This is a genomic window from Psychrosphaera saromensis, assembly GCF_002954545.1.
Classification (GTDB): Bacteria; Pseudomonadota; Gammaproteobacteria; order Enterobacterales; family Alteromonadaceae; genus Psychrosphaera; species Psychrosphaera saromensis.
In genome coordinates, this window is sequence record NZ_MSCH01000003.1 from 1018824 (window position 1) to 1034562 (window position 15739).

General features: G+C 39.9%; 12 protein-coding genes, 2 tRNA genes and 3 rRNA genes (1 of these 17 running past the window's edge). 13 read left to right on the top strand and 4 right to left on the bottom strand.

Annotated elements, in window-relative coordinates:
• From BTO11_RS16545 to BTO11_RS04810, 12 genes are all read left to right on the top strand, one after another.
• A 16S ribosomal RNA gene (locus BTO11_RS16545) occupies nt 1-622 on the top strand; it begins 2045 nt to the left of the window's first position.
• A 111-nt stretch (nt 623-733) separates the two neighbouring features.
• Nucleotides 734-810 (top strand) — tRNA-Ile (locus BTO11_RS04760).
• 122 nt (nt 811-932) lie between these two features.
• Nucleotides 933-1008, top strand: a tRNA-Ala gene (locus tag BTO11_RS04765).
• Between the two features lie 281 nt (nt 1009-1289).
• Nucleotides 1290-4178: ribosomal RNA gene (locus BTO11_RS04770) — 23S ribosomal RNA — on the top strand.
• A gap of 111 nt (nt 4179-4289) precedes the next feature.
• Nucleotides 4290-4404: ribosomal RNA gene (gene rrf / locus BTO11_RS04775) — 5S ribosomal RNA — on the top strand.
• Together the 16S, 23S and 5S rRNA genes with 2 tRNA genes alongside form the textbook arrangement of a ribosomal RNA operon.
• A gap of 202 nt (nt 4405-4606) precedes the next feature.
• Nucleotides 4607-5599, top strand: a complete 993-nt coding sequence (gene dusA, locus BTO11_RS04780; protein ID WP_105051515.1) for a tRNA dihydrouridine(20/20a) synthase DusA — start codon at nt 4607-4609, stop codon at nt 5597-5599.
• 190 nt (nt 5600-5789) lie between these two features.
• A complete protein-coding gene (locus BTO11_RS04785) occupies nt 5790-6035 on the top strand; it encodes a hypothetical protein (protein WP_105051516.1) in 246 nt (81 codons plus the stop codon).
• A gap of 441 nt (nt 6036-6476) precedes the next feature.
• Nucleotides 6477-6683: a PspC domain-containing protein gene (locus BTO11_RS04790; RefSeq protein ID WP_105051517.1), complete on the top strand. Its 207-nt coding sequence runs from the start codon at nt 6477-6479 to the stop codon at nt 6681-6683.
• A 15-nt stretch (nt 6684-6698) separates the two neighbouring features.
• Nucleotides 6699-7034, top strand: coding sequence for a hypothetical protein (locus BTO11_RS04795; RefSeq protein ID WP_105051518.1), 336 nt, complete (start codon nt 6699-6701; stop codon nt 7032-7034).
• A gap of 55 nt (nt 7035-7089) precedes the next feature.
• Nucleotides 7090-7530: a copper chaperone PCu(A)C gene (locus BTO11_RS04800; RefSeq protein WP_105051519.1), complete on the top strand. Its 441-nt coding sequence runs from the start codon at nt 7090-7092 to the stop codon at nt 7528-7530.
• A gap of 17 nt (nt 7531-7547) precedes the next feature.
• A complete protein-coding gene (locus tag BTO11_RS04805; RefSeq protein ID WP_105051520.1) occupies nt 7548-8525 on the top strand; it encodes a DUF2333 family protein in 978 nt (325 codons plus the stop codon).
• A gap of 10 nt (nt 8526-8535) precedes the next feature.
• Nucleotides 8536-9291: a TIGR04219 family outer membrane beta-barrel protein gene (locus BTO11_RS04810; protein WP_105051521.1), complete on the top strand. Its 756-nt coding sequence runs from the start codon at nt 8536-8538 to the stop codon at nt 9289-9291.
• On the opposite strand, the gene BTO11_RS04815 is transcribed toward BTO11_RS04810, so the two are convergent.
• On the bottom strand, nt 9288-10181 hold the full coding sequence (locus BTO11_RS04815; protein WP_105051522.1) for a TIGR03899 family protein: 894 nt from the start codon (nt 10179-10181) through the stop codon (nt 9288-9290). The genes BTO11_RS04810 and BTO11_RS04815 overlap by 4 nt on opposite strands.
• A gap of 522 nt (nt 10182-10703) precedes the next feature.
• Here BTO11_RS04815 and BTO11_RS04820 point away from each other — a divergent pair.
• Nucleotides 10704-12575, top strand: coding sequence for a TonB-dependent receptor domain-containing protein (locus tag BTO11_RS04820; RefSeq protein ID WP_105051523.1), 1872 nt, complete (start codon nt 10704-10706; stop codon nt 12573-12575).
• A 290-nt stretch (nt 12576-12865) separates the two neighbouring features.
• Here the strand turns inward: BTO11_RS04820 and cobD are convergent, their stop codons facing one another.
• The 3 genes from cobD to BTO11_RS04835 are packed head-to-tail and all read right to left on the bottom strand — an operon-like array spanning nt 12866 to nt 15669.
• Entirely contained in the window at nt 12866-13924 is a 1059-nt protein-coding gene (cobD, locus tag BTO11_RS04825) for a threonine-phosphate decarboxylase CobD (protein WP_105051524.1), read from the bottom strand.
• Nucleotides 13915-14991, bottom strand: a complete 1077-nt coding sequence (locus BTO11_RS04830; protein WP_105051525.1) for a cobalamin biosynthesis protein CobD/CbiB — start codon at nt 14989-14991, stop codon at nt 13915-13917. Before BTO11_RS04830 ends, cobD begins: the two co-directional genes overlap by 10 nt.
• Before the next feature lie 39 nt (nt 14992-15030).
• Complete coding sequence (locus BTO11_RS04835) at nt 15031-15669, bottom strand: histidine phosphatase family protein (RefSeq protein WP_105051526.1); 639 nt, start codon at nt 15667-15669, stop codon at nt 15031-15033.
• Nucleotides 15670-15739 lie beyond the last annotated feature (70 nt).

The following is a 15739-nucleotide window of genomic DNA, read 5'->3' on the forward strand; positions in this document are numbered from 1 at the left end:
GACGGGGGCCCGCACAAGCGGTGGAGCATGTGGTTTAATTCGATGCAACGCGAAGAACCTTACCATCTCTTGACATCCAGAGAATTTTCTAGAGATAGATTAGTGCCTTCGGGAACTCTGAGACAGGTGCTGCATGGCTGTCGTCAGCTCGTGTTGTGAAATGTTGGGTTAAGTCCCGCAACGAGCGCAACCCTTATCCTTAGTTGCTAGCAGGTTATGCTGAGAACTCTAAGGAGACTGCCGGTGACAAACCGGAGGAAGGTGGGGACGACGTCAAGTCATCATGGCCCTTACGAGATGGGCTACACACGTGCTACAATGGCAAGTACAAAGGGTTGCAAACTCGCGAGAGTAAGCGGATCCCATAAAGCTTGTCGTAGTCCGGATTGGAGTCTGCAACTCGACTCCATGAAGTCGGAATCGCTAGTAATCGTGGATCAGAATGCCACGGTGAATACGTTCCCGGGCCTTGTACACACCGCCCGTCACACCATGGGAGTGGGCTGCAAAAGAAGTAGGTAGTTTAACCTTCGGGAGGACGCTTACCACTTTGTGGTTCATGACTGGGGTGAAGTCGTAACAAGGTAGCCCTAGGGGAACCTGGGGCTGGATCACCTCCTTATACATAAAGTTATGAGATTTACTCGTGTCCACACAGATAATTAATTACGAATTGTGAGCAAGAAGAAGTTACAGGTAGGTGGCATAAGTTAGCGCTTGTGGCATTTTATATAGGCCTGTAGCTCAGCTGGTTAGAGCGCACCCCTGATAAGGGTGAGGTCGGCAGTTCAAGTCTGCCCAGGCCTACCAAATTTAGCGATATGCTTCGTTATTTGACTCGTCGTGTGGAAACCACACGTCCTCATCAAATGCCTAGCCTAGCACTAAATTACCATTATCTAATTATTTAGGTAATGTACCATCAAATAGATGGGGCTATAGCTCAGCTGGGAGAGCGCTTCCCTTGCACGGAAGAGGTCTGCGGTTCGATCCCGCATAGCTCCACCACTTCTTCTTAAATGAACATAAGCTCAAATAAATACACATTAAGTGGTTAACTTTAGTGTCTATTTATTTGAGTTTTTTAAAACTCAATTGCTCTTTAACAAATTGGAAAGCTGAATAAAAAATAAAGGTATAAATCTTATTTTAGTTCTTAGGAATTAGAATGAGTAATTTGTATCACTGTAAGAGAAAACTCAAGCGTTATTTATGTCGATTGTGTTTTTAGCGAACGCAATCAAAATGGCATAACCTACGACTTAGTGCGAGAGCATTTAAGGTTGTATGGTTAAGTGAATAAGCGTATACGGTGGATGCCTTGGCAATTGGAGGCGATGAAAGACGTGTTAATCTGCGATAAGTCTGGTTAAGGTGATAAAAACCGTTATAGACCAGAATTTCTGAATGGGGAAACCCACTGCATTTTGTGCAGTATCGCATAGTGAATACATAGCTATGCGAAGCAAACCCGGAGAACTGAAACATCTAAGTACCCGGAGGAAAAGAAATCAACCGAGATTTCCTGAGTAGCGGCGAGCGAAAGGGAAACAGCCGATTCAGTATGATGTAGTGGAAGGTTCTGGAAAGTTCCGCAATAAAGGGTGATAGCCCCGTACACGAAGCAGCATATTGGACACATTAAGTAGGTCGGAGCACGAGAAACTTTGACTGAAGATAGGGGGACCATCCTCTAAGGCTAAATACTCCCAATTGACCGATAGTGAACCAGTACCGTGAGGGAAAGGCGAAAAGAACCCCTGTGAGGGGAGTGAAATAGAACCTGAAACCGTATACGTACAAGCAGTAGGAGCAGACTTGTTCTGTGACTGCGTACCTTTTGTATAATGGGTCAACGACTTATATTTTGTAGCAAGGTTAACCGAATAGGGGAGCCGTAGGGAAACCGAGTCTTAACTGGGCGAATGAGTTGCAAGGTATAGACCCGAAACCCGGTGATCTAGCCATGGGCAGGTTGAAGGTTGAGTAACATCAACTGGAGGACCGAACCCACTAACGTTGAAAAGTTAGGGGATGACCTGTGGCTAGGAGTGAAAGGCTAATCAAACCGGGAGATAGCTGGTTCTCCCCGAAATCTATTTAGGTAGAGCCTCGGACGAATACTTACGGGGGTAGAGCACTGTTTGGGCTAGGGGGCCATCCCGGCTTACCAACCCCATGCAAACTCCGAATACCGTAAAGTAATATCCGGGAGACACACGGCGGGTGCTAACGTTCGTCGTGGAGAGGGAAACAACCCAGACCGCCAGCTAAGGTCCCAAAGTTTATGTTAAGTGGGAAACGATGTGGGAAGGCTTAGACAGCTAGGAGGTTGGCTTAGAAGCAGCCACCCTTTAAAGAAAGCGTAATAGCTCACTAGTCGAGTCGGCCTGCGCGGAAGATGTAACGGGGCTAAACATAACACCGAAGCTGCGGATCTTTACTTTATTGTAAAGGTGGTAGGGGAGCGTTCTGTAAGTGGCTGAAGGTGAATCGAGAGGTTTGCTGGACATATCAGAAGTGCGAATGTTGACATGAGTAACGATAATGGGGGTGAAAAACCCCCACGCCGAAAGACCAAGGGTTCCTATCCCATGCTAATCAGGGTAGGGTAAGTCGGCCCCTAAGGCGAGGCAGAGATGCGTAGTCGATGGGAAACAGATTAATATTTCTGTACTTTTAATCATTGCGATGGGGGGACGGAGAAGGCTAGGTGAGCACGGCGTTGGTTGTCCGTGTGAAAGTATGTAGGTGGTTAGTTTAGGTAAATCCGGACTTTCATTCAACACTGAGATACGAGACGAGTCACTAAGGTGATGAAGTCATTGATGCCATACTTCCAGGAAAAGCCTCTAAGCTTCAGATGATTAAGAACCGTACCCTAAACCGACACAGGTGGTCAGGTAGAGAATACTAAGGCGCTTGAGAGAACTCGGGTGAAGGAACTAGGCAAAATGGTACCGTAACTTCGGGAGAAGGTACGCCAGCATTGGTGATGGGACTTGCTCCCTAAGCTGAAGCTGGTCGCAGTGACCTGGTGGCTGCAACTGTTTATTAAAAACACAGCACTGTGCTAAATCGAAAGATGACGTATACGGTGTGACACCTGCCCGGTGCCGGAAGGTTAATTGATTGGGTTATCTTCGGAGAAGCTCATGATCGAAGCCCCGGTAAACGGCGGCCGTAACTATAACGGTCCTAAGGTAGCGAAATTCCTTGTCGGGTAAGTTCCGACCTGCACGAATGGTGTAATGATGGCCACGCTGTCTCCACCCGAGACTCAGTGAAATTGAAATCGCAGTGAAGATGCTGTGTACCCGCGGCTAGACGGAAAGACCCCGTGAACCTTTACTACAGCTTGACACTGAACATTGAATCTACATGTGTAGGATAGGTGGGAGGCTTTGAAGCAATGACGCTAGTTGTTGTGGAGCCAATCTTGAAATACCACCCTTGTATATTTGATGTTCTAACATTGGTCCCTTATCGGGATTGTGGACAGTGTCTGGTGGGTAGTTTGACTGGGGCGGTCTCCTCCCAAAGAGTAACGGAGGAGCACGAAGGTTTGCTAAGTACGGTCGGACATCGTACGGTTAGTGTAATGGTAGAAGCAAGCTTAACTGCGAGACGGACATGTCGAGCAGGTACGAAAGTAGGTCATAGTGATCCGGTGGCTCTGTATGGAAGGGCCATCGCTCAACGGATAAAAGGTACTCCGGGGATAACAGGCTGATACCGCCCAAGAGTTCATATCGACGGCGGTGTTTGGCACCTCGATGTCGGCTCATCACATCCTGGGGCTGAAGTCGGTCCCAAGGGTATGGCTGTTCGCCATTTAAAGTGGTACGCGAGCTGGGTTTAGAACGTCGTGAGACAGTTCGGTCCCTATCTGCCGTGGGCGTTGGATGATTGAGAGGGGCTGCTCCTAGTACGAGAGGACCGGAGTGGACGAACCGCTGGTGTTCGGGTTGTCATGCCAATGGCATTGCCCGGTAGCTACGTTCGGAATCGATAACCGCTGAAAGCATCTAAGCGGGAAGCGAGCCTCGAGATGAGTCATCCCTGACAGTTTAACTGTCCTAAAGGGTTGTTGAAGACTACAACGTTGATAGGTAAGGTGTGGAAGTGCTGTGAGGCATTAAGCTAACTTATACTAATTGCCCGTGAGGCTTAACCATACAACGCTTAAGTGTTCTTGAACGTTGATACAAATTACATACTTTATTTTTTACTTAACTGATTATTCGGTTAAGAAGCTTTCCATTGTTAAATACGCAATAACGCTTTTGTCTGGTGGCAATAGCGCTGTGGTCCCACCTGAATCCATTTCGAACTCAGAAGTGAAACGCAGTTGCGGCGATGGTAGTGTGGCAGTCGCCATGCGAGAGTAGCTCACCGCCAGACTCCTATTAGAGAAACCCGTTGATCGTAAGATTGACGGGTTTTTTGCATCTGCGCCTATAATATTGCGCAAAAATGACACATATACACTGAAACGATAGCTTAATCGACGACTTACTGATTAAATTCTGTTCGTAGTCGAGTTTTAAATCCATAGATCAGTCTATCTTCAGTCCAGAATTATTTTATTTGTAGGGTGTTTCACATGAGTACTAAAACTATTGATCGCAGATTCTGTGTTGCCCCAATGCTAGATTGGACGGATAGACATTGTCGGTACTTTTATCGCCTTATGAGTAAAAATACTGTCTTGTATACCGAGATGGTTACAACGGGCGCTATTATTCACGGTAAAGGTGATTACTTAAAATTCAATAGCGAAGAACAACCTGTTGCTCTACAGCTAGGAGGAAGCGATCCTGTTGCTCTAGCACATTGTGCTAAATTAGCAGAAGAACGTGGCTATGATGAAGTTAACTTAAACGTTGGTTGCCCATCAGATCGAGTACAAAATGGCATGTTTGGCGCTTGTTTAATGGCTAAACCAGAGTTAGTAGCTGAATGTGTTAAAGCAATGAAAGAGGTAACGTCAATTCCTATTACCGTGAAATCTAGAATTGGTATTGATGATTTTGATAGTTTTGAATTTTTAGCTGACTTTATTAAAATTGTAAAAGAGGCTGGCTGCACCACATTTATCATACATGCACGAAAAGCTTGGTTAACTGGACTTAGTCCGAAACAAAATAGAGATGTCCCTCCGCTAGATTATGATCGAGTTTATAAAATTAAACAGATGTTTCCTGAATTAGAAATAATCATTAATGGTGGGATTAAAACCTTAGAAGAAAGTGTTGAGCATTTAAAATATGTCGATGGTGTAATGTTAGGCCGAGAGATTTATCAAAATCCATATATTTTAGCCGATGTTGATAAAGTGATTTACCAAGAGCCTGACTTCAGTCCTTTATCTAGAGTTGAGGTTATGAATAAATTGGCAAGCTATATTACTAAACACGAAAGTGAAGACGGAAAAGCTTGGCATGTATTGCGCCACATAATGGGCTTATTTCAAGGGTTACCTGGAGCCAAGATATGGCGACGCAATTTAAGTGAAAATGCTGTTAGATCAGAGAAAAGTGGTGCTGAATTAATGGAAGATGCCAGTAGCTTTTTTAGGCAGAGTGAAAATAACTAAATAGTGGTTAATCTTGCTAATTAACTGTTTTTACATAAATCTGATTTTACTTTTATTTATGTAATAAATATAAAAAAACCATTAAAAACAAGCAGATAAATTAAATTAACCTAATGGCACAACCTTTGTAATAAAAGACTCGACTAAGTAAATTAATTAAATAACTAATTAATAAAATTTGGAGAGAGTCATGCAATCATTAGTATTAGTAACAAGTTTAATTTTATCAGGCCCAAGCACAACTATCGCAACTTTTGATAGTGCTGAAGATTTAAAGTCCGTAATAGAAGTACAGGTTAATCGAGTAAATAATATTGTATTAGCTAGAGCGGCTGTTGATGCACAAGATACATTTTTATACCAGGCAAAACATGCAATCAGAACTGCAAAAGCTGATGCTGAAATAGGTGTAACTTATGAACTGGCTGCTAAATAATGCTGTTCAGTATGGTTACCCTATTTATAGTGGCATTATCACCAGTAATTAGCCTAGCACTAGCGTACTCTATATTTATTGCGTTTGAAGCAAGGTTAGCTATGAAGACATTATCAAACTTGAATCTGCTAAATAAAAAAATTGTGGAGTAGTTTTTTACTCCGCAATCATTCTAGTAAAATCCCAAAATCCCAAAATCCCAAAATCCCAAAATCCCAAAATCCCAAAATCCCAAAATCCCAAAATCCCAAAATCCCAAAATCCCAAAATCCTAAAATTTGGCTATTTAAGCCAGTCGAGTGGCTAATATCACTAAGTGCTATTTTCTACATCACCATAACGAATAATTAACTCAATAAAAACAAGTAGATAGGCTTTTTTAATAAATGGCATGTTGATTGTAATGTATTGGTTAATTAAATGTTAAATATTGGAGTCGTTATGAAAGAAAAATATGTAGGTAACCCTATTACAAAAGATTTATTGAATAGAAAATTGTCAGGCGTATGTGCAGGGATAGCCAAGCATTATAATATGCCTATTATTTCGGTAAGAGTGATCACTGTCATCGTTGGTATTTTAGTACCACTTCCTGCTGTCTTTGCGTACTTGCTAGCCGCTTTCTTAATGCCTACTAATCGCTACTAAGTTAAGGAGAGTAATATGAGTACAATATTAAAAGTGTTTTTTATCTCGTTCTGTTGCGCAGTTGTCTGGATGTTAAGCTCATGGCCTGAAGTGATTGTTATAACGGAATATCATAATGGCTTTGATCAGCCAACGGTTATCACAGGCGCTGCAACGCCACTTATTATTTTAGCCGCTGCTATTTTATTAATCGTTATGTTCAGTCTAGTAGGCGTAGCACTAATGACTATTTGCATAGTATTAGTCCCGTTAATGTTGATTGGCGTTTTCTTTTCTTGGCCTGTGTTGTTTGTGGGAGTAGTATTGTACTGGCTGTTTAAACAATCAAGTCATCAAAAAGTGCAGGATTAAATAGGCGTAACTAACCGATTTTGATATTGTAACCTTAATATTAAAAGGAGCTCATATGAATAAATTTTTAACTTTGCTAATCGTGTTAACAGGGCTTTATTGCCAATCTACTTTTGCATTAGATATAGAAGTAAAAAATGGAGTAGTTAGAGCACCAATTCCTGGTATGGCAAATACAGTCGGTTATATGGAATTAACCAATAACAGTAATGACAATATTATATTAACCTCTGCTAAATCTGCTGTTGCTGACAGAGTTGAAGTTCACGATCATATTATGAATGATGGCGTTATGAAAATGGTTAAGCTAGACAGTTTAACCATAACGGCAAATGAAACTAAACGTTTTCAGACTGGTGGTTTACACTTAATGTTCATCGGTTTAGACCATAAAGAAGCAATGAAGAAAACGATTGATGTGACCTTTATTTTTCAAGATGGTAGTGAGCAGGTTGTAACGTTTAACGTTAAATCAATTCATCAACATCATCACTAAGAAGTAGGAATAACAAAATGTATAAGTGGTTTAGTGCAGGTATTGTGACATTCGTTGTATTCTTCCTGTTGCTTGCGCAGTATTGGAGTTTTATGCCCGATACGTTTGACGTAGAAAAGGTATCAATTGAGAAAGCCCAAAGTTTGAATGTGTCTCCTGTTACTGGGTTTACAACAACAAATACATTAATTGAAGTCACTGAGCGCTTATTGAACAAGCCTGGTGGTTATTTAACTAATGACATTATGCCTCCAGGTGTATTTTTAGATAATGTACCTGCGTTTGAATTTGGTGCGTTAGAAATGATCCGTGATATGGCATTAACTCTGCGTAAAGATTTTAGTCGTTCACAGTCACAATCGTTAGAAAACCCATATTTAAAAATTGCTCAACCTCAGTTTAATATCGACTCAAAGTCATGGGCTTGGCCGAGTGCTGAATCAGAATATAGCAAAGCAATTGAAGCATTAATTAAATATCGCGACACATTAGCCGATAACGAACAAGGCAATGGTCAGTTTTATGCTCGCGCCGACAACTTAAGAGATTGGTTAGGCGAAGTTGAAAAACGTTTAGGTAGCTTAAGTCAAAGACTTAGCGCAAGTGTTGGCCAAGATAGGATCAATACAGATTTATCTGGTGAGGCCGAAGCAAGCCAATCTACTTTTACTTCATCTAATTTAATGGTGAAGACAAGTTGGTGGAAAATAGACGATGTGTTTTACGAAGCGCGTGGTGCTAGTTGGGCTTTATTACATTTTTTAAAAGCAATTGAAGTTGATTTTGCTAGCACGTTAGAAAAGAAAAACGCGTTAACCAGTCTTCGTCAAATCATTAGAGAGTTGGAGTCTACCCAAGAGTCAGTTTGGAGCCCAATGATCTTAAATGGTAGTGGTTTTGGATTGTTAGCCAATCATTCTTTAGTTATGGCTAATTATATTTCCAGAGCTAACGCGGCAATAATTGATTTAAATAAGTTATTAATACAGGGATAAATATTCAGCAATGAGGCATTTACTAAGAAATACTTTCGTACTTTTAATTTGCCTGTTTAGCTTTGCTGTTAAGGCTGAAAATTCGTTGCAATTGTCAGCTGGCCTTTCTGTTTGGAGTTCAACTCCAGATGGTAGTTTTGGTCAAACGGCTGACTCTGTACTGACATTAGATAAAAAATCTGGCGTACAATATAATTACTACTTTACGTTAGAACACCAAGTTCAATTTGTACCTAATCTTAAACTCGCAAAAACGTCTACATCAAACGAATCTTCATCTACGTTAACTAAAACGTTTGTATTTAATGACACCTTGTTCCGCGTGGCTTCTGTATTAGACGTTGAATCCACTTATGAACAGTTCGATGTTATTACTTATTTTGAGATATTAGACACTCGAACATTCGAGTTTGATTTAGGTATGACATTTAGACAGCACTCTATACATAACCAACTTGCCAATCAAACCGATAGTTCAGAGAATACCTCTAGCAATATATCGGATATTCAATTATTGGCTTTTGCTGCAGGGAAGTTTAATTTACCTTTGCTAAACGTTGGCATGTTTGTAGAAACAAGCTTTTTGAACACCAGTGCTTATGATCTGCAAGTAGGCGTTAACTATTCCGTCCAGATAACTGAATTAGCTGAAACCTATTTACAAGTAGGGGTCAAAAAACAAAACATTGAGTTTACAAATTTAGATGGCGTTTACACTCAACTTGACTGGCAAGCTTTGTTTCTTGGAATGGATGTTCGCTTTTAAACTACCGAATCGGTATTGGATGAAATATCTAATAAAGTATTAAAGTCAGACAGTAAACTATTTAAATACCCCTTATTAAATTCCGTAGTGATTAATTTGCACAACTCATTACCGGTCTGAGTTAGTTTGTAATATGTCAGTATCACTTCCTTTTGTTTCACCTTGAGCTTGTAACTTTTTCCAAGGTAGGACAAATTAATAGTTTCTTGATGTAAATAAGGTGCCGACTCAATCTCTTGTTCATAAATAAGTCCGAGTTCAGCCAAACAAATTATTTGAGGGTAGGACAAACCAAACTTGTTTAGATTAATCGTCTTTCTATTGTTATTAGAAAAGATCGACATAAACGTTGGTTTTTTATAAATCCCCGTTAATATTTTTGCACTTTTATCATCACCAACTCTGCTGGTTAAGTTAATGGCTTTATAGAAAAGCAGAGCTTCTTTGGTGCTCAATTCAGATAGTACTTTCAAGCTTTTATAAGAGAAGGTACCTATTTGGCTTAGTTCCACGGCTATGATCTTTGCCCATAATTCATGCATAGTATGGGAGTAACTGTGTTTAGCCAACTCAGTAAACTTCATCATCCAATCTAAATCCAATCGGTCAAATTGAGCGTCTTGATTGATATATTCAAGAGCCAGACTGAATATTTTTTCTAGATTATTTTGTTGACGAGAAACCACCAGTTGAGTGCGCTTCTGTGCACGCTGATAAGTATTTAGCTCAGGATTTTTTAATATTACTTTATCGCCACTAGCGACTTCTCGTATTGCCTTTTCTGACTCAGGTACGTCATCGGAAGCAACAATATCAAAGTCGATACTTGTTGTTTGTCTTAATAGAGATAAGTATTTTGCTCTTGATGGGTGCAACGTTGAGTTAGACATAATATTAAATAGACTCCAAAACTGATGTCACTAAACTAATGAAATTCTTAACTTTGTCAAAGAGTATATTTAGTCACCAGCTTTTTTTGTTATTAATTGCCTCCATTATTATAGCTAAAATGTAAGCGAGTACTCGCTACATTTTTAGATGGGATAACTTGGTTTTGTTATATATGTAAAAGAAAGGTTATTAAATATATAGATATATCGCCTTTTAACGGTTGATTTATCTCTCTAGTTGTTGATAATCGCGGCTTAATTTAGGGAACTCTAATGCTGAGTCGTAAATCCTTAAGTTAATCATTGATGTTATTTCAGAATTAACATGGAAAAGCATTTCAAATAGCAAGTTTGAGGGAAGAAGATGCAAACTCTTCACTGCCCCCGCAACGGTGTTCACAGTTCTAAATATTGTGTTTTACAACATTTAGCTGTGTTAGTCCGAGTACTTAAACTGGCTTAATCGATACTGTATTTCAGTACACAAATATATGATGCGGTGGGCATCATTAATGAGGTCTTATGAACATAAAACACAATACACTTTTCAAAAAATCATTATTATCACTAACAATTGTTGGTGCTATATCTACTATGTCCACAGCTTCAGCAAATACTGAAGTTACAGCTGATGAATTAGAAACTATCACAGTTACCGCTTCACGTTCACCAATGGATGTTGCAGATTCACTTGCAAGCCAAGTGGTTATTACTCGTGCTGACATTGCTCGTATTCAACCTAAATCAGTATTAGATATGCTAGCAACAGTCGCTGGCATTGATATTTCAACATCAGGTGGTCGTGGCCAAGCTTCTTCTGTGTATATGCGTGGCGCAAACTCAGACCATACTCTTGTGTTATTAAACGGTGTTCGTATTAGTTCAGCCACACTAGGCTCTACTAATGTACAAAATATAGCTCCTGAGCTGGTTGAGCGTATAGAAATCGTAAAAGGTCCTCGTGCAGCATTATGGGGGTCAGACGCTATTGGCGGTGTGATCCAAATATTTACTCGTAAATTAGATGGCGGCGAACACTTTATTAGCACTACTGTTGGTAGTGAAAATTATAAAATGCTAAATGCTGGTGTTGGTATTGAACATGGTGACGGTTTCACTAGCTTAAGTGTTGAGCATGAATCAGCTGACGGATTTGATGCTAAAGATGATGCGGAATTCGACAAAGATGGTTACAGCTTCAATTCTTTAGCGATTAATGGCCAACAACAACTTAACAAAGAGTTAAGCGTAAACTGGTTAGCCCAATTAGACCAAGGCGATACTGAATACGATAGTTCATACGGCGCTAACGAAAGTGAAGTTAATAACCATGTATGGCAGTTGGGCGCGATATACGACACTCAGTTTGCTAGTATAAACAACATCACACAATTTAGTGTTAGCCAAAATAGAACGTCAAATATCAATCATGGTAACGGGATCACTAAAAGCGACGGTACTCAGTATGACTCTCGCCGTAATCAGTACTCTGTAATCAATAGCAGTGAACTTTCAGCGTTGTGGCAATTAAATGTAGGTGCGGATATGTACCAAGAAACATTAAAAGGTGACGCGCAATATGATGAGACTACACGTGATACCACAGGTATATTTGCACACGTCATGTTTAATCAAGATGAGCTATCTTCAGAACTAGCGGTTCGTAATGATGATGTTGAAGGTGTTGCATCAGAAAACACTTATAACGCCAGTGTGGGTTATCAGGTAACAGGAAGTACTCAATTAACGTTCTCAACGGGTACTGGTTTTAAAGCGCCAACATTTAACGACTTATACTACCCACTACAATGGGGATATGTTGGTAATACAGAATTAGTATCTGAAACATCATCAAGTTTTGAATTTAGCGTTAAAAATAAATTTGATAACTTGTCGGTTAATTTCAGTGTTTATAAAACGGACATTGAAGATCTTATCGACTGGAGCGGTTCTACTGCTGAGTTTTATGTGACGCCAATTAACGTTGATAATGTTGAAATAACAGGTGCTGAATTAGGTGCTAATTACCAAGGTTTTGGTGGTACTCACCAATTCAACGTTAGTTATATTGAAGCTGAAGACGTTTCTACAGGAAATCAATTAGGTCGCCGAGCTAAAGAGCATGTTAGTTATCAATTTGATACTAGTATTGAAAAAGCTGAGTTATACGCTGAAGTTCAATACAAAGGTAAGCGTTATGATTATCTTTATGGTGGAACTGTTGTTGAGCTAGACGGTTATGCATTAGTTAACTTAGGCGTAAGTTATCCTGTGACGAAGAATTTTAAAATTCAGGCAAAAGTGAATAATGCTTTTGATGAAGAATATCAAAATTCGGATGGATACTTTACTCAAGGCCAGGTTGCTTATTTTGGCATTTCTTACCAAAACTAAGCTTATATAAAAGCCGATTATAAAGGTCACATATAAATAGCGTTTATAAAGGGCTCTTATAAAGAGTCACCTGATACAAAAAAGCACTTAACTATTATTGATATAATCATATAGTTAGGTGCTTTTTTATTTGTGTTAGGAAAGGTAAGCGTTATTTTTTAAAGCTGTAAGGTTTTAGGGCTTTAAGGTTGTAGGGCTTTAAGGCTTTAAGGCTTTAGGGCTATAAGGTTGTAAGGTTTAAGGCTTTAGGGTTATAAGGTTTTAGGGTTGTAGGGCTTTAAGGTTTTAAACTAGGTTATTTGAGCACAAGCGAGTTGTAATGCCTTTTCTAAACGTTCTATTGAGTCTGTTGTGGCAATACCAAATCTTAATGTATCTTGCTCGTCGGCTAATCGGCAATAAACCGCTTGCTGACATAATAAATGATAAAGCTGCTTAGCCGTTGTTGACTGCTTAAAACTTAATGTAATAAATAAATCACAACCTTTAATATCTAATACTAAGTCGCTTTTATCGACTCGATTATCCACTCCATTAAACACGCGATTAAACATTTGCACTTGAGCTGTTGCGAGCTGTTTTAACTGTGATTTTTGTGTTTGCTGCCAGCTTGTATCAACTAATGCTTGCTCAGCAATAATCTGTGCTGGGTTATTTACCTGCCAAGGACCTAACAATTCTGCAAAGGTGTTACACCAATGCTCATTAGCTACTAAAAAACCAATTCTAATTCCCGCTAAGCCAAAAAATTTACCAAACGAGCGTAATACTAAAACATGGTTGTCATTAGCGAACGGGCAATAAGACTGCTCGTTTGGCATCACGTCGATAAACGCTTCATCAACCACCAACAAACCGTTCAATTGTTTTAATGCGCTGTGGTACTGGCTGATAAGCTCACGTTCAAAAAACTGGCCAGTAGGATTGTTGGGATTAATGATCACCACAATACAATTAACAGGTAACTGACTAAGCTCAGGTAATGAGTCTTGATAAAAGCGCAGCTCATAGCCAGCAACTTTCCAAGCCTGAGCATGTTCTTTATAACCACGCTCAGGTAAATACACCTGTTTACTGTTGGGGTTCTGTTGGTGATATAACGTCGGCAAAGCTTTTATAATGGCCTGGCTACCATTAGTGACAAGCAATTGAGAACATTGATAATAGTCTTTGGCTGCATTAACTAGATCTACATTATGTTGTGGTAGTTGTTGCCACGCACTGGCTGGAATAACTGGAATTGGATAACTGATAGGCGAAATTCCGGTCGATAAATCTAACCAATTTTTCGCAGGAATATTATATTGCTTGGCAACTAGTTGTAATTGGCCACCGTGAACTAAAGCCATTTCATTCCTATTGAGAAGGTTAATACACAGGCCAATAACAGTAAACTAGCGCGAGTAACTAAGGTTAAACTTAATGGGATATCGTCGACTGTGGCCGCGTTATGAATTGGCTCTGGGTTATTAATAGCCTCTGCGTTATTCATAACCTCTGAGTTATCGTCAACGTCTTCTATTAAACCTAAAGCAACAGAGTTAATTTTTTTGCCGTGATAAAGCGCGCTGCCCCCAAGTCGTATCCCCATAACCGTCGCACCTGCTGCCATCACCCAACCACCGTTATGGCTTTTGTATTTATTCCCTTGCTTATAAGCATTGCGCAAGCTGTTAAATACACGTCGGTGTTTAATCCCTTGTATGGCATAAAGTAAAGTGCAGCACTTACCTGAGATAAAACCGAGTAAGTCATCCAAACGAGCGCTGGCATAACCAAAGTCGTTAAAACGCGGGTTTTTATAACCCCACATGGCATCTAACGTATTTGCTAATCTGTGTATTATCACCAAAGGCGCACCGCCAATAATATAATAAATCATCGTCGCGATAACCGAATCGTGACCATTTTCTAACATTGACTCTACTGTGGCTCTCGATATTTCTTGTTCGCTAAGTTCATTGGTTTGTCTGCTAACAATATAACCAGTAAAACGCCGAGCTTGTTCCATATCGCCGGCTTGCAGCGGTTGGTAAATTTGCATGGCGTGTTGATATAAACTATTTAACCCAATCGCTAAATAGAGCACAGTGGCATCAAGGCAAATCTGCCAATACCAAATAAGATCGTTAAAGCAATACCAGTATATTAAAGGTAAAGGCAGCACCAATAAGCACCAAGCAAAGGTGCCGAGTAGCTTGCTGTTAAAAGAGCGGTTAAAAGCGCTTTTTATAGAAAGATCTGAAGACCTGTTTAACTTTGCTTCTAGTTTATTTGCCAACCAACCAAAACCAACCAGATAGTGAAAACGGGTAGCTTCGCCAAAAACTTTATCCAGTAATAACGCAAGTGACAGCGTAATGAATACAGCAAACTCAGGTAGTAATGTCATTGTTTGGTTATAGATATTATCCATTCTGGAACTGGCTTACCTTATATGTACAATTGGCTTTAATTAGCTAGTGATTAAATTAAAGCGTTTTTCGCTGTGTTGATAGGTTACTTGGAAAACCGAACCATTGTCGAATAATTCGTAAGCACTAATACTTGAGTGATGGCCTAATTTCGCCAAAAAACAACGTAATGCCTCGCCATGAAAAATCACTAAGATGTTTTTACCATTATGCTCATCCGCTAATGTTTCCAATGCGTTATAAATCCGGGCGGCACAAGTGATAGCACTCTCGGATTTATTAAAACCGTCAACGACCTCAATGTGTTTACCATTTAGAGAAGAGTCATTATCTACTAGTGTTAAGTCAGTATATTGTTGCAGTAACTCTGGATAATCTTTGTCAGCTTTTATGTCTTGAATATAACGACCTTGCCAATGCCCTAAGTTACGTTCAATTAATTCTACCGAATGTTCTACTGGTGACTTTAGTTGCTGTTGGCAAATGAGCGCACTGTTAACTGCGCGGCCAAGGGTTGAAGATACGATTAACTCTATTTTTATATCACTAAGTTGCTGTGCTATTTGTGCTGATTGCAGTTTACCCGCATCAGTCAAATCGCTGTCGAGTTGTCCTTGAAATCGATGGGTTTTATTCCATTGTGTTTGCCCGTGACGAGCTAAATATAAATTTGTTGTCATGTTAATTTTAAGCTTTTAATACAAATGCCTTGTAAGAGCGCAGAAGGGAAGACCGTAAAGAAGGTAGGGA